Annotated in this window: 24 protein-coding genes; 14 read left to right on the top strand and 10 right to left on the bottom strand. The window is 71.3% G+C overall.

Annotated features, from left to right (window positions below; genetic code table 11):
- Nucleotides 1-68: 68 nt before the first annotated feature.
- Nucleotides 69-713, top strand: coding sequence for a DUF305 domain-containing protein (locus ACIBN2_RS00445; RefSeq protein WP_399131791.1), 645 nt, complete (start codon nt 69-71; stop codon nt 711-713).
- 47 nt (nt 714-760) lie between these two features.
- Here ACIBN2_RS00445 and ACIBN2_RS00440 read toward each other — a convergent pair whose 3' ends face one another.
- Nucleotides 761-1,336: a TetR/AcrR family transcriptional regulator gene (locus ACIBN2_RS00440; protein WP_399131790.1), complete on the bottom strand. Its 576-nt coding sequence runs from the start codon at nt 1,334-1,336 to the stop codon at nt 761-763.
- Between the two features lie 115 nt (nt 1,337-1,451).
- Here ACIBN2_RS00440 and ACIBN2_RS00435 point away from each other — a divergent pair, with 115 nt between their 5' ends.
- From ACIBN2_RS00435 to ACIBN2_RS00425, 3 genes are all read left to right on the top strand, one after another.
- Nucleotides 1,452-2,069, top strand: a complete 618-nt coding sequence (locus ACIBN2_RS00435) for a class I SAM-dependent methyltransferase (RefSeq protein ID WP_399131789.1) — start codon at nt 1,452-1,454, stop codon at nt 2,067-2,069.
- 15 nt (nt 2,070-2,084) lie between these two features.
- On the top strand, nt 2,085-2,714 hold the full coding sequence (locus tag ACIBN2_RS00430; RefSeq protein ID WP_399131788.1) for a DUF2218 domain-containing protein: 630 nt from the start codon (nt 2,085-2,087) through the stop codon (nt 2,712-2,714).
- 639 nt (nt 2,715-3,353) lie between these two features.
- A complete protein-coding gene (locus ACIBN2_RS00425) occupies nt 3,354-4,802 on the top strand; it encodes an MFS transporter (RefSeq protein ID WP_399132850.1) in 1,449 nt (482 codons plus the stop codon).
- Between the two features lie 221 nt (nt 4,803-5,023).
- Here the strand turns inward: ACIBN2_RS00425 and ACIBN2_RS00420 are convergent, their stop codons facing one another.
- Nucleotides 5,024-5,671, bottom strand: coding sequence for a TetR/AcrR family transcriptional regulator (locus ACIBN2_RS00420; protein ID WP_399131787.1), 648 nt, complete (start codon nt 5,669-5,671; stop codon nt 5,024-5,026).
- Between the two features lie 104 nt (nt 5,672-5,775).
- On the opposite strand from ACIBN2_RS00420, the gene ACIBN2_RS00415 reads away from it, so the two are divergent.
- Nucleotides 5,776-7,212, top strand: coding sequence for an MFS transporter (locus tag ACIBN2_RS00415; RefSeq protein ID WP_399131786.1), 1,437 nt, complete (start codon nt 5,776-5,778; stop codon nt 7,210-7,212).
- A 129-nt stretch (nt 7,213-7,341) separates the two neighbouring features.
- On the opposite strand, the gene ACIBN2_RS00410 is transcribed toward ACIBN2_RS00415, so the two are convergent.
- The 5 genes from ACIBN2_RS00410 to ACIBN2_RS00390 all read right to left on the bottom strand — a co-directional run bounded on the left by ACIBN2_RS00410 (nt 7,342) and on the right by ACIBN2_RS00390 (nt 12,699).
- Nucleotides 7,342-8,922, bottom strand: a complete 1,581-nt coding sequence (locus ACIBN2_RS00410; RefSeq protein ID WP_399132849.1) for a cation acetate symporter — start codon at nt 8,920-8,922, stop codon at nt 7,342-7,344.
- 26 nt (nt 8,923-8,948) lie between these two features.
- Nucleotides 8,949-9,404, bottom strand: coding sequence for a DUF485 domain-containing protein (locus ACIBN2_RS00405; RefSeq protein WP_399131785.1), 456 nt, complete (start codon nt 9,402-9,404; stop codon nt 8,949-8,951).
- Nucleotides 9,405-9,571: 167 nt separating this feature from the next.
- A complete protein-coding gene (locus ACIBN2_RS00400; RefSeq protein ID WP_399132848.1) occupies nt 9,572-10,363 on the bottom strand; it encodes a spermidine synthase in 792 nt (263 codons plus the stop codon).
- Nucleotides 10,364-10,522: 159 nt separating this feature from the next.
- Nucleotides 10,523-11,692 (bottom strand): elongation factor Tu, encoded by a 1,170-nt coding sequence (gene tuf, locus ACIBN2_RS00395; RefSeq protein ID WP_399131784.1) that lies wholly within the window; start codon nt 11,690-11,692, stop codon nt 10,523-10,525.
- Between the two features lie 284 nt (nt 11,693-11,976).
- Entirely contained in the window at nt 11,977-12,699 is a 723-nt protein-coding gene (locus tag ACIBN2_RS00390) for a DNA alkylation repair protein (protein WP_399131783.1), read from the bottom strand.
- A 49-nt stretch (nt 12,700-12,748) separates the two neighbouring features.
- On the opposite strand from ACIBN2_RS00390, the gene ACIBN2_RS00385 reads away from it, so the two are divergent.
- Nucleotides 12,749-13,516, top strand: a complete 768-nt coding sequence (locus ACIBN2_RS00385) for a TVP38/TMEM64 family protein (RefSeq protein WP_399131782.1) — start codon at nt 12,749-12,751, stop codon at nt 13,514-13,516.
- Nucleotides 13,517-13,561: 45 nt separating this feature from the next.
- Here the strand turns inward: ACIBN2_RS00385 and ACIBN2_RS00380 are convergent, their stop codons facing one another.
- Nucleotides 13,562-14,731 carry a thiolase family protein gene (locus ACIBN2_RS00380; protein WP_399131781.1) on the bottom strand — a complete coding sequence of 390 codons (1,170 nt, stop codon included), beginning with the start codon at nt 14,729-14,731 and terminating at the stop codon, nt 13,562-13,564.
- Between the two features lie 108 nt (nt 14,732-14,839).
- On the opposite strand from ACIBN2_RS00380, the gene ACIBN2_RS00375 reads away from it, so the two are divergent.
- The 5 genes from ACIBN2_RS00375 to lnt all read left to right on the top strand — a co-directional run bounded on the left by ACIBN2_RS00375 (nt 14,840) and on the right by lnt (nt 18,872).
- Nucleotides 14,840-15,310: a winged helix-turn-helix transcriptional regulator gene (locus tag ACIBN2_RS00375; protein WP_399131780.1), complete on the top strand. Its 471-nt coding sequence runs from the start codon at nt 14,840-14,842 to the stop codon at nt 15,308-15,310.
- Between the two features lie 123 nt (nt 15,311-15,433).
- On the top strand, nt 15,434-16,309 hold the full coding sequence (locus tag ACIBN2_RS00370) for an undecaprenyl-diphosphate phosphatase (RefSeq protein WP_399131779.1): 876 nt from the start codon (nt 15,434-15,436) through the stop codon (nt 16,307-16,309).
- Nucleotides 16,310-16,444: 135 nt separating this feature from the next.
- Nucleotides 16,445-16,633, top strand: a complete 189-nt coding sequence (locus ACIBN2_RS00365; protein ID WP_399131778.1) for a hypothetical protein — start codon at nt 16,445-16,447, stop codon at nt 16,631-16,633.
- Nucleotides 16,634-16,740: 107 nt separating this feature from the next.
- Nucleotides 16,741-17,226: a nuclear transport factor 2 family protein gene (locus ACIBN2_RS00360; RefSeq protein ID WP_399131777.1), complete on the top strand. Its 486-nt coding sequence runs from the start codon at nt 16,741-16,743 to the stop codon at nt 17,224-17,226.
- Between the two features lie 71 nt (nt 17,227-17,297).
- Complete coding sequence (gene lnt / locus ACIBN2_RS00355; RefSeq protein ID WP_399131776.1) at nt 17,298-18,872, top strand: apolipoprotein N-acyltransferase; 1,575 nt, start codon at nt 17,298-17,300, stop codon at nt 18,870-18,872.
- Here lnt and ACIBN2_RS00350 read toward each other — a convergent pair.
- The gene (locus ACIBN2_RS00350) at nt 18,796-19,701 is read right to left on the bottom strand and encodes a Gfo/Idh/MocA family protein (protein ID WP_399131775.1); all 906 of its coding nucleotides are present in this window, start codon (nt 19,699-19,701) and stop codon (nt 18,796-18,798) included. The genes lnt and ACIBN2_RS00350 overlap by 77 nt on opposite strands.
- A 13-nt stretch (nt 19,702-19,714) precedes the next feature.
- Nucleotides 19,715-20,899, bottom strand: a complete 1,185-nt coding sequence (locus ACIBN2_RS00345; protein WP_399131774.1) for an FAD-dependent monooxygenase — start codon at nt 20,897-20,899, stop codon at nt 19,715-19,717.
- Nucleotides 20,900-20,997: 98 nt separating this feature from the next.
- Here ACIBN2_RS00345 and ACIBN2_RS00340 point away from each other — a divergent pair, with 98 nt between their 5' ends.
- The 3 genes from ACIBN2_RS00340 to ACIBN2_RS00330 all read left to right on the top strand — a co-directional run bounded on the left by ACIBN2_RS00340 (nt 20,998) and on the right by ACIBN2_RS00330 (nt 22,744).
- The gene (locus ACIBN2_RS00340) at nt 20,998-21,600 is read left to right on the top strand and encodes a TetR/AcrR family transcriptional regulator (protein ID WP_399131773.1); all 603 of its coding nucleotides are present in this window, start codon (nt 20,998-21,000) and stop codon (nt 21,598-21,600) included.
- A 42-nt stretch (nt 21,601-21,642) separates the two neighbouring features.
- Nucleotides 21,643-22,164 (top strand): DinB family protein, encoded by a 522-nt coding sequence (locus ACIBN2_RS00335; protein WP_399131772.1) that lies wholly within the window; start codon nt 21,643-21,645, stop codon nt 22,162-22,164.
- A 112-nt stretch (nt 22,165-22,276) separates the two neighbouring features.
- Nucleotides 22,277-22,744, top strand: coding sequence for a hypothetical protein (locus ACIBN2_RS00330; protein WP_399131770.1), 468 nt, complete (start codon nt 22,277-22,279; stop codon nt 22,742-22,744).
- The last annotated feature ends 19 nt before the right edge of the window (nt 22,745-22,763 follow it).

Here is a 22,763-nt window from a genome sequence, read left to right as displayed (position 1 = left end):
CCGCGCCATGAACCGGTGCGGTGCTCACGCATGCCCCATCTCCCTCTTTCGCACACAGGAGTTCCAGCATGACCATCAGTCCCCGTACCCTGACCCGCCGCGCCGCACTGATCGCGGCGACCGCGACCGCCGCACTCGTCCTCAGCGCCTGCGGTGGCAGCAGCGCAGACAGCAGCAGCGATTCCGGCCGGGCATCCGCAGCTTCCTCCACGGGTGCCGACGTCGCGGCCGGCGCGCACAACGCCCAGGACGTCGCCTTCGCGCAGGGCATGATCCCGCACCACCAGCAGGCCGTTCAGATGGCCGAACTCGCTGCCGGGCGGGCCTCCTCCGCCCAGGTCAAGGACCTTGCCGCGCGTATCGAGAAGGCGCAGGGCCCGGAGATCACGACCATGACCGGCTGGCTCAAGTCCTGGGGCGAGGATGTTCCGGCGTCCGACGGCTCCATGTCCTCCATGCCCGGCATGGGCTCGAGCAGCATGCCCGGAATGATGAACGCCAAGGACATGGACCACCTGAAGAAGATGTCCGGCAAGGGCTTCGACTCCATGTTCCTGACCATGATGGTCGAGCACCACAAGGGCGCCGTCACGATGGCCAACATGGAGAAGAGCAAGGGCACGTACGGCGCCGCCACCTCCATGGCCGGCGGCATCGTCACCACGCAGAACGCCGAGATCACCGAGATGAACAAGATGCTCGGCAAGAGCTGACGACTGCGCGCGGGGGCCGGTGGCGGCATCGGCCCCCGTCGCCGGCCTCAGTGCGCCGGGCGCAGACCGTCCGCCGTGACCCGGACGAGCCGGTGCACCGCCTGCTCGGACTCCAGCCCACCCGCCGCGGCGAGTGCGTGCAGGCAGTAGGCGGCGAGTTCGTCCGGCGTCACGTCGTCCCGCACCTCGCCGGAGGCCACACCCTCGGCGAGGAGCTCCCCGATGAACCGGCGCAGGTGCCGCTCGGCGTGGTCCACGTGCTCCCCGCGGTGCAACAGGGCGCCGATCTCCGCGTCATGACCGCGCCGCCGGTGCTGGATGCGGGCGTAGGCATCGAGTACGGCGGTGAGCCGCTCGCCAGGGCTGCCGGGGCGGTCTCGCAGTGCGGCCAGTTCCTGGAGATGCCCGGAGATCTGGCGCTCGTGCCACGCCGTCATGATCGAATCGACGTCCGGAAAGTACTTGTACAGCGTGGCCCGGCCGATCCCGGTCCCCTCCGCGATCCGCGACATCGTCACCCCGCGCAGCCCGTGCTCCGCCACCAGCGCCGCGGTCACCTCCAGCACCGCGTCCCGCACCGCGCGACGGTGCTCCTCGATCGTCTCGTTCCAGAGCTTGGGCACAGCCGCAGTGTACGAGACGCCCTACCGAATACACTCTGTCTTGACAGAGACACTGTGTATCGATAAATCTGGCGGCACAAGGGGAACCTCGGGGATCACACGACGGAGGAAACGCATGACCGCCTCACCGCACGGCCCGGGCGCCGCCGTCCCGCGCACACCCGACGACCTCTACGCCACCCCGCCCCCGTGGGACATCGGCCGCCCCCAGCCGGCGTTCGCCGCCCTTGCCGCGTCCGGCGTTCTCCGGGGCCGCGTCCTGGACGCGGGCTGCGGAACCGGCGAGCACACACTCCTCGCCGCGGCCCTCGGCCTCGACGCCACCGGCGTCGACCTCGCCGCCCGCGCTCTGCGCACCGCCGAGGGCAAGGCACGTGAACGCGCGCTCCCGGCACGGTTCCTGAACCACGACGCCCGCGAACTGGCCCAGCTCAGCGAGGAGTTCGACACCGTGCTGGACTGCGGGCTCTTCCACGTCTTCGGCGGCGAGGACCGCAGCGCGTACGTCGACGGCCTCCGTGCCGTACTGCGTCCGGGCGGCCGCTGCTTCGTCCTCTGCATCAGCGACCGCGAACGCGGCCGCTGGGGTCCCGTGCACAAGGTCACCCGGGACGACCTGGACACCGCCTTCGCCGACGGCTGGCGGATCGACGCCGTCGAACCGTCCGCCATCGACATCACCACCGAGCCGGGCCACGTCGAGGCGTGGCTCGTGTCCCTCACCCGGACCTGACCCCGAGGACGAGACATGCCGACCGCCGAAGCCCACGTCCTGACCGACCGCCCGAGCCGCTACCTCGTCCAGGTCTGCAAGCACTTCAGCAACAAGGGCAGCCACCTTCAGCACCGCCCACGCAACCACCACGGCGACGGCGAAGGTGATGGGGCCACCACCCGTCACGAACCGCTCGACATCGACCCCTCCCAGATCTCCGTCGAGTGGTCCGACAGCCACGGCACGGTCACCCTGCCCTGGGGAAGCTGCGAACTCCGAGCTGGAGAGGGCGAATTGACCCTCCGAGTCGAAGCCGACACTGAACAGAACCTGCGAAGGCTGCAGGACCTCCTCACCATGCACCTGGGCCGATTCGGCAGGCGGGATCGGCTTCGGGTGGAGTGGGACGACCGGTCCGGGGCGACCCCACCCTCCGGCACGAGCCCGGTACCCGCGCGCCGCAGCCACCTCGCGTGGGCGGGGCTCGCGGCGCTCGTCGTCGTGATCGGCGCGGTGCATCTGAGGCTGGCCGACGCGTTGCTGTCCGCCTCGGACTGGACGTCCTGGGCTGTCGGCGCCGTCCTGGCGGTGATCGTGGTCAAACTCGCGGCCGTCCTGGTCGTGGGTCGCCGCTTCCACAGGCGGAGCCGGCGACGCGCCTGACGAGGCGTCCCGAGCCGATCGCCCCAGGCGCCGCGCGCCCGATCGGTCGCCATGAGAGCGCAGCACCCCTCGTTCGGTGAGGCCAAGCCGACCGGGGGGTGCTGCGAGCGCTGCTGCCCGGCGCAACTTGACGAGCCGCGTGGGCGGGGTGGCGGTGTACAGCAGCTCGATGATGCCGTCCGAGTCGGTGAGCCGGGCCAGGGGGTCGGTCTGGATGATGATGTCCGCCCAACTGCCGTCCTCGATCGATACCCGTATTGCGTAGAGGAGTTGGGGCCGGATCAGTGCGCCGGCGGCGGCGATGAGAGCGAGCGTTGCGGCGCGCAGGCGATACAGCGGGAGGACGGCCAGGAAGAACAGGCCGCTCGCCAGCGCCCTTTCGAGGCGTATCACGCCCGACAGCACGGTTCCGCCCTCGGCCAAGGTGCGGCGGCCGGGGCCGTGATCCGGCGGCTCAGCGTGCAAACCCCGGAGGATCTGCGGCACATGGTCGGCGCCCTGCGCGCCTGCGGCAGCCGCCCCACCCGGCTCACCCCGCAACCCTCGCTCGCCGACCCCTCACCCTTCCATACCCCTTGGGGGTATGTTACGTTGCGCTCTCAGGTACCCCTGGGGGGTATGGAAGGAAGAGGTGGAACCATGTCAACCGGCAATCGCAGGCGCTGGTGGGCCCTATTGGTGCTCGCTGCCGCCCAGTTCATGGTGATCATGGACACGTCGATCATTGGCGTAGCGCTCCCGGAGATACAGAAAGACCTCGGCTTCGCGCAGGACGAGCTGCAGTGGGTCTTCAACGCCTACGTCATTGCTTTCGGCGGCTTGCTGCTCCTCGGCGGCCGTCTCTCCGACCTGCTTGGTGCGCGCAAGATCTTCAATACGGGCTGGGTCGTGCTGATCGCCGGCTCGATCGTCGCGGCCGCCGCGCAGACGGCCTGGATGGAGATCGTCGGCCGTGCTGTTCAGGGGGTGGGCGGCGCGCTGATCGCACCCGCGGCCATGACTCTGCTGATGATGCTCTTCGCGCACGACCCGAAGGAGCTCGGCAAGGCCTTGGCGCTCTACGGCGCAGCGGCCCCCGCGGGCGGCACGGCCGGCGTGTTCCTCGGCGGCGTGTTCACGCAGTGGCTCAGCTGGCCGTGGATCTTCGTCATCTACATCCCGATCGGCATCGCCACCCTCTCCGCCACCAAGCTCCTGCCCGCCGTCGGTAGCCGTCGAGGCGCCGTCGACGTGCTCGGAGCGGTCGCGGTCACCGCGGGTCTGGCGCTCGCCGTCTACGCCATCGTCCGGGCGCCGGAAATCGGATGGACCTCCGCCGGCACGGTGCTTCAACTGATAGGCGCCGCCGCCCTGCTCGTGCTCTTCTTCGTGATCCAGAAGACGGTGCGCGAGCCGCTCATGCCGCTCAGCATCTGGCGCGTTCCCCGGCTGGCCTCGGCCAACCTGGCGATGAGTCTGCTCGGTGCCGCATGGATCCCCATGTGGTACTTCCTCAACCTGTATCTCCAGCAGGTGCTCGGCTACGGGGCCTTCGCCTCCGGCGCCGCCCTGCTGCCGATGACCGGCCTGCTGATGCTCTTCATGACCGCGATCACGGCCAGGCTGCTGGCGAGGTTCGGTGCCAAGCCGCTGATCGGCAGCGGTCTGCTGGTCCTGGCCGCCGGGCTGCTGTGGCTGTCCGCGGTCGAACCGACCGGGACGTTCGTGGTGGACGTCCTGCCCGCCTCGCTGGTCGCCGCGCTCGGCATGTCACTCGCGTACATCCCGGCGATGATGGCCGCGATGTCCGGCGCCCCGCAGGAGCATGCGGGTCTGGCATCCGGCATCGTCAACACCACCTACCAGGTTGGCTCCGCACTCGGTCTCGCGGCGCTCACCGCGGTGGCCACCTCCCAGGGCGCGGGCCGGCTGGGCGACCTGCCCGCGCTGACGGACGGCTTCAGTGCCGCGTTCGTGTGGGCCGCCGTCATCGCAGCGACCGGCGGGTTGATCACCTTGCTGGTGATGCGGAGCGACAAGGCGGCCGTGGCCGCGGAGCAGCGGACCGACGCAGCTTCGGAAACGGGAGGCGAGCGGGCGAATGTCTGACGCCCTGGAGACCGAGTTGTAGGGCAGGTGGAGAAGTCGCTGCGATAAGGCCGCGGACGATGACGCCTTCAGAGCCGGAGAACCAGCGAAGGGCCGTCCGGCCTCCGAACACCGGGGGCGGACGGCCCTCTCCGCGTGCTCTGCAACTTGCGGGAGGGCGGCGGCCGTCATCGAGTGCGGCCGAGGAGCACCGTATGGCGCCCTCCGCCTGGCGGACTCCGCTATGTGCTCTGGGGGCCGTAGTGGACCAGGAACATGTCGACACCGCTCGTGATGAGACGGTCTGTCAGGTCCTCGTCGATGCGAGTGCCGTAGGAGCTGAAGACCATGTGGGGAAAGACCAGGAGGCCGTAGAACTGGATGACCGCCACCTGCCGGTCGGGGATCACCAGCCGACCCTGCTCGGCGAGGGTGCGCAGGGCGTCGGCGACCGCCGGGTGGTGACTTTCCGCGCCGCGGTGCCGCCAGGCCTCGCCGAGCTCGGGGAAGCGGTGGAGTTCGGCGGCGACGAGGTTGCGCAGGGCGGTGACCTCATCGTTGGTGCGGACGGCATGAACCCAGGTGCGTGCCGCTTCGACGAGCGCGGATCGCAGGTCCCCGGCCTCGGCCAAACCTTCCAGTGCGGCTGATGACTCGCCTGCGAGCGGCTCGTCGAGTGCGCTCGTGATGACGGCCGTGAACAGGGCTTCCTTGCTGCCGAAGTGGTTGTAGACGGTCACTTTCGACACGCCCGCCTCGGCGGCGATCGTGTCCATTCCCACGCTGAAGCCCTCCTGCAGGAACAGCTCGCGGGCGGCCCGCACGATGGCCTGCCGCTTGAGCTCGGCACGGGGACCGCTCGGCGGCTGCTTGACGCTGTCCACGCTCATGACCTCGAGCCTAGCATCATCTGAACTGTACAGTTGAGTTCATATGAACTGAACGGTACGGTTCAGATACTTGGGATCGAACTCACACACCAGAAGGACTCGTCATGACCCACCCCCTGGCCGGTGCACCGCACACGGCCGAACACGCTCATCACCCGCCCGCCGATCGGCGCCGCTGGGCAGCCCTCGCGCTGGTCTGCCTCGCGCAGTTCATGCTGGTCCTCGACGTCACCGTCGTGAACGTCGCCCTGCCCGACATGGCGGCCGACCTCAGCCTCGGTCGCGAGACGCTGACCTGGGTGGTCACCGCCTACACCCTCTGCTTCGGCGGGCTGATGCTGCTCGGCGGCCGACTCGCCGACGCCCTCGGCGCCCGCCGCACCCTGCTCGCCGGACTCGCGGTCTTCACCGCCGCCTCACTGGTCACGGGTCTTGCCCAGAACGCCCCCATGCTGCTCGGTGGCCGGATCGGCCAGGGGGTGGGCGCAGCACTGCTGTCCCCGGCCGCGCTGTCCATCGTCACCACGACCTTCCACGGCACCGAACGCAACAAGGCGCTCGGCGTCTGGGCGGCCATCGGCGGCGTCGGCTCCGCGGCCGGCGTGCTCCTCGGCGGAGCACTGACCGACGGACCGGGCTGGCAGTGGGTGTTCTACATCAACGTGCCCATCGGACTCCTCCTGCTGCTCGCCCTGCCCGCTCTCGTCCCGGCCCGAGCTCCGCAACCCGCACGCCTCGACGTTCCCGGCGCACTGCTCGTCACCACGGGCACCGCCGCACTGATCTACGGTCTGGTCAAGGCGGGCGACGCCGGTTGGACCGACGTGTCGACCCTGCTGCCGCTGGCCGGGGCGGTGGTCGCCTACGCCGCCTTCACGGCGGTCGAACGGGCCGGCCGGGCCCCGCTGATGGACCTGCGGATGTTCACCCGGCGACCGGTGCTCGCCGGAGCCTTCCTGATGCTCGTCGCCACGGCTCTGCTGATCGGCTTCTTCTTCCTCGGATCCGTCTATCTCCAGCACATCCGCGGCTTCAGCCCGCTGCGGACCGGTCTGCTGTTCCTGCCCGTCGCCGTGGCCACCGGCATCGGAGCCCACCTCGGCTCCCGGTTCGTCGGCCGGCTCGGCAGCCGCCCGACGGCCGTCGCGGGCATGGCCGTCGCCGCGGCCGGAACCATCCCGCTGACCCGGTTGTCGGGCAGCGACAGTGTGTACGCCGGGCTCCTGCCGGGCTTCGTGATCGCCTCTTTCGGTCTCGGCGCGGTCTTCGTCACGGCCACCACGACCGCCCTGGCCATGGTGGAACACCGCGAAGCGGGGCTCGCCTCCGGAGTCGTCAACACCTTCCACGAGCTGGGTGGTTCGATCGGCGTGGCCGTCGTCTCCACCGTCGCGGCCTCCGGCTTCGAGCGAGGATCGGCAAGTGGCTTCGGGGACGCGTTCACGGTGTGCGCCGTGGCAGCCGGTGTCAGTGCCATCGTGGCCCTGGGCCTCGTGCCGCGCGGCAAACCGCAGTCGACGGGCGGACCGCACGTGCACTGACCAGGACAGCAGCCCGCAAGCGGTTTGTCGCGAGGCGGGGCGGTGACCACAGCGCGGAGGTGACCGAACCCCCCTTCCGCCGCCCGCCGCGCCCCTATGTGAGCGGGCCGCAACTGCGGCCCGCTCGATTCAGTTTCCTCGGCGCACCGCCCCGGCGAGAATCCACGCTTCGACCGCCTCGTACTGCCGACGCTGTTCCTCCGCCTTCCGTCGCCCGGAGATCTTTGTCCCTGTCCAGCCGAGCGCGAAGCCCACGGGTATGGAGACCAGGCCGGTGGTGGTGAAGGGGAACCAGTTGAAATCGGAGTGCGGGAAGGCGGAGAAAGGGGAGCCGGAGACCAGGTTGCTGCCGGTCATGAGGACGAGGGTGACGAGCGTGCCGCCGATCAGAGTCCACAGCAGACCCATGCGGGTGTAGCGGCGCCAGAAGAGGCTGTAGACCAGTGCCGGCGCGAGCGCGGATGCGCCGAGGGAGGCCGACAGCAGGGCCAGCGGCTGCAGATTGTGGTGTTGGACGAGGGTGGCCAGCAGGATGGTGAGGGCGCCCACCACCAGCGCGGAGAGCCGGGCGAGGGCCATCTCGCGGCGGGGAGTCGTCTCCTTTCCACCCTGTGCGAGCAGGTCGTGCGCGAGGGTGTTGGCACAGGCCAGGATCATGCTGGCTACCGATGCGAGCAGGGTGAGGAAGAGCGCCGTGGTGACCATGGTGAAGAGGAACGTCTCGGATGCCGCCACGTTCGCCCCGAACGCGGCTCGCGAGCCCAGCAGATACGCGGTTCTGCCCGTCGGGTCGGCGCTGGTGATCGTCTCGCGCCCGATCAGCGCCGTCGCCCCGATGCTGACGACCGTGCAGATCAGCATGAAGAGTGCGACGCACGACACAGCCCAGGACATCGACCGGCGCACCTGACGCGCGCTGTTCGCGGTGTACATGCGCATGGTGACGTGCGGCAGGCAGGCGCCCCCGAGGACGACGGTGAGCTCCGAGCTGATCATGTCGAGGCGGGGGCTGGGGCCACCGGCGAACTCAAGACCGGAGTGCAGGAACGCCGACCCCACGCCGCTGTGCGCTGCCGCGGCGGAGAACAGCTTGCCCAGGTCCCAGTCGAACTGGCGCAGAATCAGCGCGGCCACGACCGCGCCGGAGCCGAACAGCATCACGATCTTCAGGACCTGGATGAGGGCCGTGCCCTTCATGCCGCCGATCGTCGCGTAACTGATCATCAGTGCGCCGATTCCGACGATGCATCCGGTCTTCAGCGAGTCACTGGAGAAGCCGAGGATGAACGCCAGCAGATCACCGGTGCCGGCGAGTTGGATGAGCATCATCGGCAGCAGGGCCGCGATCGTCGCCAGGCACGCGGCGATGCGCACCTTGCGTCCGGGCATCCGCCGCGCAAGCACGTCCCCCATGGTGAACCGGCCCGCGTTGCGCAACGGTTCGGCCAGCAGGAACATCAGCAGCATGAGGGAGAGGGCGATGCTCAGCGCCAGGACGACGCCGTCGTACCCGTCGAGCGCGATGACCCCGCCCGTGGACAGGACGGTCGCCGCGGAAATGTAATCCCCGGCGATGGCAAGGCCGTTGCGCATCGGCGACAGCGACCCGTACCCGGTGTAGAACTCGTCGAGGTCGTCACCGTCGGGTCCGGTCATCACGCACAGCAGCAGGATGATCGTGGCGATCGTCGTGAACGCCACCAGAGACATCGCCTGCGTGGAACTGCTGAAGCCGCTCACGCCGCCGCTCCCCGCTGCGCGTCCAGCTCGGCCCGCTTGCGCATGCGGTCCACGATCGGGTCGACCCTGCGGCGCGCCGTGTGCTCGTACAGCCCGACCGACAGGCAGGTCACGGGTACCTGGAGCAGCCCGAGAAGCAGCCCCGTGGACAGGCCGCCCGAGACGGTGCCCGCCATCAGCGACGGTGCGAACGCCGACAGCAACAGAAAGAGCGTGAAGTATCCGAGCGCCGTGAACGTCGCCACGCGCCGCTGGGTGCGGTACGCACTGCGCAGGACGCGCAGGTCGCTGTGGCGGCCGGGCCCCGCCTGAGGCGATGCCGTCCCGGCGTCGTACCCCTGTTGCGGCTGCCACGCGTACATGACGTCGGAAGAGGAGAAGTCGGACGGGGGGCGGTACGGCGCCCCCGGCCGGTGCGCCTGGTACTCCCCGTACGGGAACGGATCCGACATCCCGTTTCTCCTCATGTGACTCATGGACCCATACGGGACCGAAGGGAAGCGGGGGGCGAGCGCACAGTATCCAGCAGGTATGGACCTGCACCAGACTCTGGCCAAACTGAGCGGTTGGTATGCAGCAGATCGATGGCTGTATCAACTACTTCTGCGCGAACAGCGCCTCAGCCGACGCCGAACGCCCCGTCGGGCGGGTTGGGTGACGGCACCGCCTCCTCGTCCCGTACCGCACGGGCGTCGGCGATGAAGTGCTTGACGCCCGGCCCGTGTTCGACGCGCGCGGGGAAGGCGTCCGCGGCCATGAGGCGGGCCAGGGCGGGGATGTCGACCGGGTGGTGGGCGGCGACGAGGATCGCGTTGCCGAAACGGCGGCCGCGCAGGACGGCCGGCTCGGCGATCAGCACCAGCTCCTCGAACACCACGGCGAAGGTGGCCAGTTGGGAGCGGAGGAAGGCGAAGGGCGCGGCGTCGGCGAGGTTGGCCAGGTAGACGCCGTCGTAGCGCAGCACCCGCTCGGCCGCGCGGGCGTAGGCGACCGAGGTGAGGTGTGCCGGGACGCGGGAGCCGCCGAAGACGTCGGCGACGAGCACGTCCGCGCAGTCCGCGGGGGCCGCCTCCAGCCAGGCGCGGGCGTCGGCGGTGTGCAGGGTGATGCCGGCACCGCCGGGCAGCGGCAGGTGCTCCACGACCATCTCCAGCAGGGCGCGGTCCGCCTCGACGACGTCCTGCCGTGAGCCGGGCCTGGTCGCGGCCAGATACCGCGGCAGGGTGAGCCCGCCCCCGCCGAGGTGCAGCACGTCCAGCGGGCTTCCCGGCTCCGCGACGGTGTCCAGCACGTGCCCGAGCCGCCGCGCGTACTCGAACTCCAGGTGCTGCGGGGCGTCGAGGTCCACGTACGACTGAGGCGCCCCGTCGACCGTGAGCAGCCAGGCACGCTCGCGGTCGACGTCGGGCATGAGCTTGGCAACGCCGAAGTCGACGTTCCTGGTCACAGGTATGGGCTCGGTCACGGTTCCATTGTGCTGCCGTTCGGGACACCCGATCCCGCCACGCCCCTAAGGGGGCGGAGGACCGCGCGACCGGCCACAGCCGGCCCGCGGTCCCCCACCTCGACCTCACTCCACGGCGGTCACGGTTCCCGCTCCCACAGTCCGCCCGCCCTCACGGATGGCGAAACCGAGCCCGGGCTCCAACGGAACCGCCCGCCCCAGCTCGACGGCCATGGTGACCGTCTCCCCGGGCCGCACGACCGCCGCCGCACCGAGGTCGACGTCGCCGACCACGTCCGCGGTACGGATGTAGAACTGCGGTCGATAGCCGGTGGACACCGGCGTCGTACGACCGCCTTCGCGCGCGGACAGGACGTACACCTGCGCCGAGAACCGCCGGCCGGGCACGACACTCCCCGGCGCGGCCACGACGTGCCCGCGCCGCACCGCGTCCCGCGGCACGCCGCGCAGCAGCAGCGCCACGTTGTCCCCGGCCTGCGCCTCCTCCATGGGCTTGCCGAAGGTCTCCAGGCCGGTGACGACGCTCTCCAGCCCGGCGCCGAGCACTTCGACCCGGTCGCCCACGCGGACGACACCCCGCTCGACGGCGCCCGTCACCACGGTCCCCCGGCCGGTGATGGTGAGCACGTTCTCCACCGGCAGCAGGAACGGCGCGTCCAAGTACCGCTCGGGCATGGGCACATACGTGTCCACGGCGTCGAGCAGCGCCTCGATGGACGCCGTCCAGCGCGGGTCGCCCTCCAGGGCCTTCAGCCCGGAGACGCGTACGACGGGTACGGAGTCGCCGCCGTAGCCCTGCGCGGTGAGCAGTTCGCGGACCTCCAGCTCGACCAGGTCGGTGAGCTCCTCGTCACCGGCGTCCGCCTTGTTGAGCGCGACGACGATGTGGTTCACGCCCACCTGCCGGGCGAGCAGGACGTGTTCGGCCGTCTGCGGCATGATCCCGTCGAGGGCGGAGACGACGAGGATCGCCCCGTCGAGCTGCGCGGCTCCGGTGACCATGTTCTTGACGTAGTCGGCGTGGCCCGGCATGTCCACGTGCGCGTAGTGCCGGGTGTCCGTCTCGTACTCGACGTGCGCGATGTTGATGGTGATGCCGCGAGCGGCCTCCTCCGGGGCGCGGTCGATACGGTCGAACGGCACGAACGTGCCGGTGCCGCGCTCGGCCAGCACCTTGGTGATGGCGGCGGTCAGGGTGGTCTTGCCGTGGTCGACGTGGCCCATGGTGCCGATGTTCAGATGCGGTTTGGTGCGCACGTATGCCGTCTTGGGCATGGCGATACCTCGAAGCCTCTTCGTAGGAGAGATCAGGACCCCAAGGACTTGCCGACCCTCCCCCTGCGGGGTCCGCCGGACGATCCGGAGAGGGTCAGCTTCGGGCGCCGTCGACTGCGGCGACGAGAAGGGAGACGGCAGCCTTCGTGGCATCCGCGACCGCGGATGCTGCGAGGTGGAAGGCGTACCGGAACATGACGCCGATCATCGCCGACCGGTGGTCGGGCGTCTAATGGTTTTCCCCTGCTGCCCTTTCACCCCGCGCCGGTTCGGGCGCGCGGCGCTCAGGCCCCGATGTTCTTCAGCGCCTCCCGCACCGACAGCGGCGCGAACCGCCCCCGCTCCCGCGCCAGGAACGTGCGTACGGCCTCGGGGTCGGTCTTGGCGTACTCGCGCAGACACCAGCCGATGGCCTTGCGGATGAAGAAGTCGGAGTGGCCGGACTGCCGCAGGCAGTAGGTGAAGAGGCGCTCCGTGTCGGTGCGTTCCTTGTAGCGCAGCTGATGCAGCAGGGCGGTGCGGGCCACCCACAGGTCGTCGTCCACGATCCAGGCGTCCATGTCCGCCTTCAGGGCCGGATCGGCCGCCACCAGCGCGCCCACGACATGCGCGGCGAGGAGATCGACCGTGTCCCACCAGGAGACGGTCGAGACGAGGTGCCGGGCCACCGGCAGGAAACCGGAGGTGCACACGCGCGCGTGGCGGCGCAGGTAGTCGACGGCGAAGTAGTGGTACTCGCGCTCGGGCAACTGCCAGCAGCGCAGGGCGATCGCCGTGCAGTCGGCCTCGGTGGGGCGGGGCAGTCCCGCCACGACGGCGCGGGACAGGGCGCGGCGCGCGGGCGTGGTGAGGCCGAGGAAGGGGGCCACGTCCTTCATGTACGCGCGCATCGGACCGGCCCGCTCCGGGTCGGCCGCGCCGGTGTACGTGGCGGTGAGCCGCTCCAGCACGGTGTCGGCGAGTGTGCTGGACGGCACATGCGCGCCGACCACCCCTGTGACGCTCATGAGACGAACCATACGGCGGTCACGGATATTCGTCGGTTAGTGTCACTGGATGCTCGATGCCACCACCCGCTCTGGGGGCACCGCCACGGCCTCTCCCCGGGCCACCGCCACGGAGCTCGCCGTCGCCGTACCCGCACCGCCGGGGCCGAGCACGCGCGTCATGCGCGTGCTTCGCTCCCCGTGGTCGCGGTTGTCCCTGCTCGTCGTCCTGCTGGCGGCCGCCGCGAGCACCGTGCTGCTCTACGAGCCGCAGCGGCTGCTGGCGCACGGCTGGCCGCCGCAGTTCGGCGGGGCCGCGGCGGCCGTGATCTTCGCCGCGGCGTACGGACTGTGCAGCGTGGCGTTCGTGCCGCGGCCGCTGCTGAACCTCGGCGCGGGCGCGCTCTTCGGCTCCCAGCTCGGCACCGGGGCGGCCCTGACCGGCACGGTGCTCGGCGCCGGGATCGCCTTCGGCCTGGGCCGTCTGCTCGGGCAGGACGCGCTGCGCCCGCTGCTGCGGGGCCGGCTGCTCAAGTCCGCGGACGGGCAGCTGAGCCGGCACGGCTTCCGCTCGATGATGGCGGTCCGGCTCTTCCCCGGAGTGCCGTTCTGGGCCGCGAACTACTGCGCCGCCGTCTCCCGCATGGGCTGGGTCCCCTTCCTGCTCGCGACGGCGCTCGGCTCCGTCCCGAACACCGCCGCCTACGCCGTCGCCGGCGCCCGTGCCTCGTCGCCGACGTCCCCCGCCTTCCTGATCGCCATGGCACTCATCGCCGTACCGGCTCTGATCGCCGCCGTGGTGGCCTGGCGCAAGCGTCACCATCTGCGCGGGCAGTAGGGCGGAGAGCACGTACGGCGGGCGCGTGCGGATGGAAAGCTCCGCCTACACGCTCTCCAGGATCATCGCGTTGGCCAGTCCGCCCGCCTCGCACATCGTCTGCAGGGCGTAGCGGGCGCCACGCGCGCGCATGGCGTGCACGAGGGTGGTCGTCAGACGCGCGCCGCTGGCCCCGAGCGGATGGCCGAGGGCGATGGCGCCGCCGTGCACGTTGACCTTGGCGAGATCGGCTCCCGTCTCCTGCTGCCAGGTGAGCACGACGCTGGCGAACGCCTCGTTGACCTCGAACAGGTCGATGTCGCCGAGGCTCAGCCGGGCCTTGCGGAGCACCTTCTCGGTCGCCGGCACGACGCCCGTGAGCATCAGCAGCGGGTCGGAGCCGGTGACGGCGAAGCTGTGCAGCCGCGCGAGCGGGCGCAGGCCGAGGCGGGCCGCGGTCTCGCTCGAGGTGATGAGCACCGCGGAGGCGCCGTCGTTGACGGGGCTCGCGTTGCCCGCGGTGACGTTCCACTCGATCTGCGGGAACCGCTCGGCGAACGCAGGGTCGTGGTAGGCGGGCCGGAGGCCGGCGAGGATCTCGGTGGTGCTGCCCGGCCGTACGCACTCGTCACGCGTGACGCCCTCCAGGGGCGCGACCTCGGCGTCGAAGAGGCCCTGCTCCCAGGCCGCGGCGGCCTTCTGGTGCGAGGAGACCGCGAACGTGTCCATCTGCTCGCGGGAGATCGACCACTTCGCGGCGATGAGCTCGGCGCTGATGCCCTGCGGGACCAGGCCCTCCGGATAGCGCTCGGCGACACCGGGGCCGAAGGGGTCCTTGCCGGGCGGCACGTTCGACCACATCGGCACCCGGCTCATCGACTCCACGCCACAGGCCACGACCAGGTCGTACGCACCCGACATGACCCCCTGCGCCGCGAAGTGCACGGCCTGCTGGGAGGAGCCGCACTGGCGGTCCACGGTGGTCGCCGGGACGGTCTCCGGGAAGCCCGCCGACAGCAGGGCGTAGCGGGTGGTGTTCATGGCCTGCTCGCCGACCTGGTCGACGGTGCCGCCGATGACGTCGTCGATCAGCGCGGGGTCGACGCCGGAGCGGTCCACCAGGGTGCGCAGGGTGTGGGCGAGGAGTTCGACGGGGTGGACGTGCGCGAGGGCGCCGCCAGGCTTGCCCTTGCCTATCGGGGTGCGTACGGCTTCGACGATGACTGCGTCACGCATGTGCGGGCCTCCATGACGAGCAGTGGGCGACTACCGGTGAGTAGGAAATCCAAACTCACCATAGCCCTGTGGGTTGGAAAATCAAACCCTCCCTCTAGACTGGGCCTCATGGCCGCCCCGAAAGATCCGCGCCCCTGCTCCATCGCCGACACCCTGGCGCTCGTCGGCGAGAAGTACTCGCTGCTGGTGCTGCGGGAGGTGTGCCTGGGCAACGGCCGCTTCGACCAGCTGGTGCGCAACATCGGCGCCCCGCGCGACATCCTGGCCACCCGCCTGCGCCGCCTCGTCGACGCCGGCGTCCTGACCAAGCGCGTCTACAGCGAACGGCCGCAGCGCTTCGAGTACCGGCCGACCCGGGCGGGGCTCGACCTGGAGCCGGTCCTGATGACCCTGATGGAGTGGGGCGACAGGCATCTCCGCGCGGAGGACGGCCGCCCCATGGTGATCGAGCACGTCTGCGGCCATGAACTCGTCCCCGTCGTCACCTGCCGGGACTGCGGCGAGGCGGTCCGGCACGAGGACCTGACCGCCCATCCGCAGGCCGAGGGGTGGACGGTCACGGGCCCGACGGCGGCCTGACCCCCGCCGAACCCCTGTGCCGGGCACGTCACTTGGGGAGGCTACGCTGCCCGTGATCACCGCGCCCGGTGGTGCGGTGCGCCCTGCGCCCTTCCGCGATCAGCACTTGGACTCCGTAACTTCATGTCTTGGTTTGAATCCCTCGTCCTCGGACTCGTCCAGGGGCTTACCGAGTTCCTCCCCGTCTCCTCCAGCGCGCATCTGCGGCTGACCGCCGCCTTCTCCGGCTGGAAGGACCCGGGCGCGGCCTTCACGGCGATCACGCAGATCGGCACCGAGTCGGCCGTGCTGATCTACTTCCGCAAGGACATCGGGCGGATCGTCTCGGCGTGGGCGCGCTCGCTCACCAGCAAGGAGATGCGCAAGAACCACGACGCGCAGACGGGCTGGCTGGTGATCGTCGGCTCGATCCCGATCGGCGTGCTCGGGCTGCTGTTCAAGGACCAGATCGAGGGTCCGTTCCGCGATCTGCGGATCACCGCGACGATGCTGATCGTGGTCGGTCTCGTCATCGGCGTCGCCGACCGGCTGGCGGCGCGCGACGAGACGGGCGGCCGGCACCGGGCGCCCAAGCAGCGCAAGGCACTTGAGAACCTCGGCGTGAAGGACGGCCTGATCTTCGGCCTGTGCCAGTCGGCCGCCCTCGTCCCCGGCGTCTCCCGCTCCGGCGCGACCATCAGCGGCGGCCTGTTCATGGGCTACAAGCGGGAGTCCGCGGCCCGTTACTCCTTCCTGCTCGCCATTCCCGCGGTGCTGGCGTCCGGCCTGTTCGAGCTGAAGGACGCGATGGAGAGCGACCATGTCTCGTGGGGCCCGACCCTGTTCGCGACGGTGATCGCCTTCGCGTCCGGCTACGCCGTCATCGCCTGGTTCATGAAGTGGATCTCGACCAAGAGCTTCATGCCCTTCGTCTGGTACCGCGTCGCCCTCGGCGTCGTCATCATCGCCCTGGTCACGGCCGGCGTACTGAGCCCGCACGCGGCGGAGTCGGCGGACTGAGCGCTCAACTCCCTTGCGGAAAGGGCCGGTTCGAGATCCAGGCCGCGGGTTCGGAAAAAATCCGTGACCCATCACATACGGCTTCGGTAGCCGTCCGGTAGCGCACTGTCAGTCCTTCCCCCTACGCTTGTCGGCATGTCCCCCGACTCCATGACCACCCCTGGTTCCGTACGCTTACGGTCGGCTGCCGAGGTGAACGAGCAGATCCGCGCGCTGTGGATGCGCGCGGGCGGTACGTTGTCGGCCCAGGAGCGCGCGGAGTACGAGCTGTTGGTCGTCGAGTGGGCGGCCGCGATCCGCAGGGACGTCATCGAAGCGGCATGACGACGTTCTGCCGCAGGAGTTCGCCATGTCGGGCGCGCGGGCACGGAAGTTGTGTTGGTGCCGCGCACCCCCTTGGCCCGGCACGCCCCATGCCCAACACTGAGCCGATGACCCAGCGCGTGGAGCTCGCGACCGTGATGGACCGGCTGGCCGTCGACGAAGTCGTCACCGACTACGCGGCGGCCGTGGACGACGGCGACTGGGAGGCGTACCGGAAGCTGTTCACGCCCGAGGGGCGGGCCGACTACCGATCGGCCGGCGGCATCGAGGGAAGCGCCGGGAAGGTGGCCTCCTGGCTCGCCGAGAGCATGCGCCTGTTCCCGATGCGGCAGCATCTGATCGTCAACCGCCGGGTGCGGTTCGAGACCCTGGACCAGGACACCGGCGACATCGCGCGCGTGCGGGCCGACTACGTCAATCCGATGCGGTTCACGGCGGACGGCGCGAGCTCCGCCACCCCCGACTTCGTGTGCGGCGGCCGGTACGCCTTCGCCCTGCTGCGCACCCACGACGGCTGGCGGCTGACCGAGGTCGTCGTCCAGGAGAAATGGCGCCGCCTCCCGGAGCCGAAGGAGGCGCCCGCGGCCGGCTGACCCCGGGTCCTCTGTCCACGATCAGCGAAACCACGCACACTGGAGCCACCTGCGGGGTAGGGAGGCTCCCTATGAAGTCCTTCGGTCACTGGCTCGCCTCCCCGTGGCGCCGCTCGGCGGTCGCCGCGCTGGCGGGCGCCCTGCCCGTGTTCGCTTTTCCCGCCCCGTCGCTGTGGTGGTTCGCCTACGTCGCCCTGGTCCCCCTGATCGTCCTGATCCGCTCGGCGCCGACCGGGAAACGGGCGGCCTACGACGGCTGGTGCGGCGGCTTCGGCTATCTGCTGGCGGTGCACCACTGGCTGCTGCCGAGCCTGCACGTGTTCATCTTCCTGATCGCGGTGCTGCTGGGCGCACTCTGGGCCCCGTGGGGCTGGCTGGTGCGCCGCCTGCTGGGCGGGACGCCGGGGCCGGGCCGGGGCCTGGCCGCCCTTGTCGTGCTGCCCTCGGGGTGGCTGGCGGTCGAACTCGTCCGCTCCTGGCAGGGCCTGGGCGGCCCCTGGGGCATGCTCGGCTCCAGCCAGTGGCAGGTGGAGCCCGCGCTGCGGCTCGCCTCGGTCGGCGGCGTGTGGCTGCTCAGCTTCCTGGTGGTGGCCGTCAACGTCTCGGCCGCCGTGCTGGTCTCGGTGCGCGAGTCGCGGATGCCGGCCGTGGCGGGCCTCGTCGCGACGGCCGCGGCCACCTCGGCGGCCTGGGTGTGGTCCCCGCGCCCCGACGTGGACGGCCGGGTACGGATCGCCGTGGTGCAGCCCGGTGTCATCGACGGCACGGCCAGCGGCGACAAGCGCTTCGACCGCGAGGAGCAGCTCACCCGAGAGCTCACCGGACGGAACGTCGACCTGATCGTGTGGGGCGAGAGCAGCGTCGGCTTCGACCTCGGGGACCGGCCCGACCTGGCGCGGCGGATCGCGGCGCTCTCCCGCAGGACGGGGGCCGACATCCTGGTCAACGTGGACGCCCGGCGCTCCGACAAGCCCGGCATCTACAAGAGCTCGGTGCTCGTCGGCCCGGACGGCCCGACCGGCGACCGCTACGACAAGATGCGCCTGGTGCCGTTCGGCGAGTACATCCCGTTCCGCTCGGCGCTCGGCTGGGCGACCTCCGTCGGCAAGGCGGCGGGCGAGGACCGCAGGCGCGGCACCGAACAGGTCGTGATGAACGTCGGGCACGGACTGCGCGTCGGCCCGATGGTCTGCTTCGAGTCGGCGTTCCCCGACATGAGCCGCCATCTGGCCCAGGACGGCGCGGAGGTGCTGATAGCGCAGTCGGCGACGTCGACGTTCCAGCACAGCTGGGCCCCGGAGCAGCACGCCTCGATCGCCGCGCTGCGCGCCGCGGAGACCGGCCGCCCCATGGTGCACGCGACGCTGACCGGCGTCTCCGCGGTGTACGGACCCGGCGGGCAGCGGATCGGCTCGTGGCTGGGCACGGGCGCGAGCAGCTCGGAGCTGTACGACGTCCCGCTGGCCCACGGCGTCACACCGTACGTCCGCTACGGCGACTGGCCGGTGCACGCCGCCCTGCTCGTGCTCGCCGCGTGGTGCGCGAGCGAGGGCGCTCGGGCCGTCCGGTTCAGGCGGCCCGGTCCTGAACCGCGCGTACCACCCGCTCGCACAGTTCGTGAGTCGCCAGCGCGTCCCGGGCGCTGAGCACCTTGCCCGCACGCACGGCGTCGAGGAAGGCCAGCGCCGCCTGCTCGATGCCGCGCTGCCGGGCCACGGGCACCCAGTCGCCGCGCCGCCGCACCGTCGGCTGGCCCTTGTGGTCGACGACCTCGGCGAGGTTGAGCACCTGGCGCTTGGTGTCCTGCCCGGACACCTCCAGGATCTCCTCCGCCGAACCGCTGAGCCGGTTCATCACGCCCAGCGCGGTGAACCCGTCCCCGGACAGCTGGAGTACGACGTGGTGCAGCAGGCCGTCCTCGACGCGGGCGCGCACGGTCACGTCGTCGACCGGCCCGGGCGCCAGGAAGCGCAGCGTGTCCACGACGTGGATGAAGTCGTCGAGGATCATGGCGCGCGGCTCCTCGGGCAGCCCGATCCGGTTCTTCTGCATGAGGATCAGCTCGCGCGGGTGGTCGGCGCACTGCGCGTACCCGGGCGCGTGACGCCGGTTGAAGCCGACCGCGAGGGAGACCCCGCGCTCCTCGGCGAGCCTCACCAGCCGCTCGGAGTCGGCGAGTTCGTAGGCGAGCGGCTTGTCGACGTAGGTCGGCACGCCCGCTTCCAGGAGCCGCGTCACGATCTCCGGGTGCACGGCGGTCGGGGCGTGCACGAAGGCGGCGTCCAGGTCCTGGGCGAGCAGCGCGTCCAGCGTGGAGTGCCGGTGGTCCGCCGGGAGGTGGAGGCTGTCGCCGACACGGTCGAGCGTGGCCGGCGTGCGGGTCTGCAGATGCAGCTCGACGCCGGCCAGGCCGCCGAGCACCGGCAGGTAGGCCTTCTGCGCGATGTCGCCGAGTCCGATGCAGCCGACCTTCACGGGGTGGTCTCCTCTAGCGCTTGCCTGCCGGTGTGATGCCGGAAGCATACGGCTGCTGCGGCGGCCGCCAGCCGGCGACCGGTTCGAAGCCGCGGAGCAGGAGCCCGGGCACTGCCTTGGACAGTGCGGTGATCGCGGTGTTCCGGAGGGCGATCGCGGCGCGGTCGTTCATCAGGTTCAGGCGAGCGGCCCTGACGGACTGCCGTGTGACGGCGGTCGTGCGGGGCAGCCGGGCCGCCGTGTAGGCGGCGAGGTCCTCGTGGTGGTGGGCGAGGACGACGGCGTCCTCGACGGCCTGGTTGCCGCCCTGTCCGAGCATGGGCGGCATGGCGTGCGCGGCGTCGCCGACCAGGGCGACCCGGCCGCGGTGGAAGGCGGGCAGCGGCTCGGCGAGGTGGTGGACGTCGTGGCGCAGGACGTCCTCGGACCGGGTGGCGGCGAGGACGGCGGGGATCGGGTCGTGCCAGTCGCCGAAGCGGCGCAGCAGTTCGGACTTCTCGTCGTCCGGGGCCCGCTCGCCTGCCGGTGCGACGGCGGCGGCGTAGGCGTAGACCCGGCCGTCCTTGAGGGGTTGCGTGCCCCAGATGCTGCCCCTGCCCCAGGTCTCGTGCGGGGTGAACTCGGCGCCGGGCACCGGGACGACGACCCGCCAGGTGGTGAAGCCGGAGTACGCGGGTCCGGGGTGTTCCGGGAAGAGCGTGCGGCGTACGGCGGAACGGATGCCGTCCGCCGCCACCACGAGGTCGGCCTCCCACTCGCCGTCGGGCGTGCGCACGCGGGCGGGCCGGTCGGCGTCGCCGGGGTCGGCGAGGGTCGCTCCGGCCGCCGTACGGATGGCGTCCTGCGGGATGCGGGCGGTGAGACTGGCGACGAGCGTGGCCCGGTGGAGCAGGACGAGGGGACCGCCGAAGCGCTCGGCCGCGGCGTCGGCGCTGGAGCGGGAGAGCCAGCGTCCGCCGGGGGTGCGCAGCCCCCCGTCGCCCTGCCAGGCCGCGAGGTCGCGGATCTCGTCGCCGATCCCGATGACGTCCAGGGCGCGCAGGGCGTTGGGGGCCAGCGAGATGCCGGCGCCGACCGGTTCCAGGGAGGCCGCCCGCTCCAGCACGGTGACCTGCAGGCCGCACCGGTGCAGCGCCGCCGCCGCGGTCAGGCCGCCGATGCCGCCGCCGATCACGACGGCTCGCCCGGACCGTGCCATGGCTCCTCCTCGTGTCCCGTCCCCGGGATTACTACAGATGTAGTGTGTCGTCGGCTCGACCGTACTACAGACGTAGTGCGGCGGGTAGGTTGGCCCCCATGCCGACCTCCACCTCCGTGGGCACCTCGGGCGCCTCCCGCGCCGACCTCGTCGCCGACGCCGCGCTCGCCCTGCTCGCCGAGCGCGGGATGCGCGGGCTCACCCACCGGGCGGTCGACGAGGCGGCCGCGCTCCCCCAGGGCTCCACGTCGAACGTGGCACGGACCCGGCAGGCGCTGCTGGAGCTGGCGGTGCGCCGGCTGGCCGAGCGCGAGGCGCGGGTGCTGGCGCCGCACGAGATGCCCGACCCGGCGGCCGGGCCGTCCGGCCTGGTGGACGCGCTGGCCGTCGCCACGCACCGCGCCCTGACCCGCAACCGTGAGCTGACGCTCGCCCGCTACGAACTGGCCCTGGAGGCCACCCGCCGCCCCGGGCTGCGCACCTACTTCGACGCGGCCGGCGCCCGCTTCCGCGATCAGCTCAGCGGCATGGTCACCGCGATGGGCTCGGCCGATCCGGCCCGGCACGCGCTGTCGTTGGTGGCCTGGGCCGACGGGCTGATGTTCTCCTGCGTGGCCGGGTCGTTCAGCGCCGAGGTGCCAGGTCTGCAAGAGGTCCGGGCGGGCCTTCAGGAACTGCTGGACGGGATGCTCGGCCGGTGAAATCCGCTGGTGCGGGCAGGCCGGCCGGGAAAGGATGCGGTCATGACCACCGAGCGCCGTGAACCCGCCACCACCGCCGACGAACGCACCATGCTGGAGGGCTGGCTGGAGTACCACCGCCAGACCCTGGCCTGGAAGTGCCAGGACCTGACCGACGAACAGCTCCGGACCCCCTCGGTGGAGCCCTCCACGCTGTCGCTCATGGGGCTGGTGCGGCACATGGCGGAGGTGGAGCGCAGCTGGTTCCGCCGCGTCCTGGCGGACGAGCCGGACGAGAAGGCCGGGCCGATCTACTACAGCGACGCCGATCCGGACGGCGAGTTCCGTCTCACCGAAACGGACACCTGGGCGGAGGCGTCCGCCACCTGGCAGGCCGAGATCGAGGCCGCGCGCCGCCATGCCGCCCGCTTCGGCCTGGACGACCTCTCCGTCGGCAGGCACCGGCGCACCGGCGAGCAGTTCAACCTGCGCTGGATCTACACCCACATGATCGAGGAGTACGCGCGGCACAACGGCCATGCCGACCTGCTCCGCGAGCGCATCGACGGTGCCACGGGCGACTGACGTCACCCGGGCCGCGTGCACGGCCTCCGTACGGGCACGGAGATCACCCGTGCGGGGCATCCTCCGGCCGTCCGGCGTCCTCCGGGCCGCCGGAACCGACATTCTTGCGCGGGTGCATCGATCGACGACCACTGCAACACTCCTGGTCACCGTGGCCGTCTCGGCCCTCACCGGCTGTGTGACCGTCCCGCGCGCGCCCGCGCCCGGCCCGCCCCCGGCACCGCCCCGGCCGTCCGCTCCGCACCCCGACGGCGCGGCCGGACCGCGGATCGTGCAGGCGCCGGCCCGCGAGGCGCTGGAGATGATCGGCCCGTCCCGGTCCGCGGCACCGACGGCACCGGCGCGGCACGAAGAGCCGCCGGCCGCGGCATCGGCCCAGCGGCCGCCGACCCCTCACCCGCCTCGGCAGCCGTCCCGTCCGCGTGCGGCGCATCCGCCCGCGGAGGGCCGCCGGCAGCCCCACGTCGAGCTCCCGGACCTGCGGGGCGGCGTGGACGTGTGCGCCCTCGGCCGGCAGTACGGAGGCTGGCAGGAGGGCAGCCCGGAGGCCGTCATCTGCGAGCAGACCTACGGCAGTTGAGGCCGTGGTAGGCGACAGG

It is taken from the genome of Streptomyces sp. NPDC050534, from assembly GCF_044457745.1.
Lineage (GTDB): Bacteria > Actinomycetota > Actinomycetes > Streptomycetales > Streptomycetaceae > Streptomyces.
This window is presented reverse-complemented; position numbering and strand designations above follow the sequence as displayed.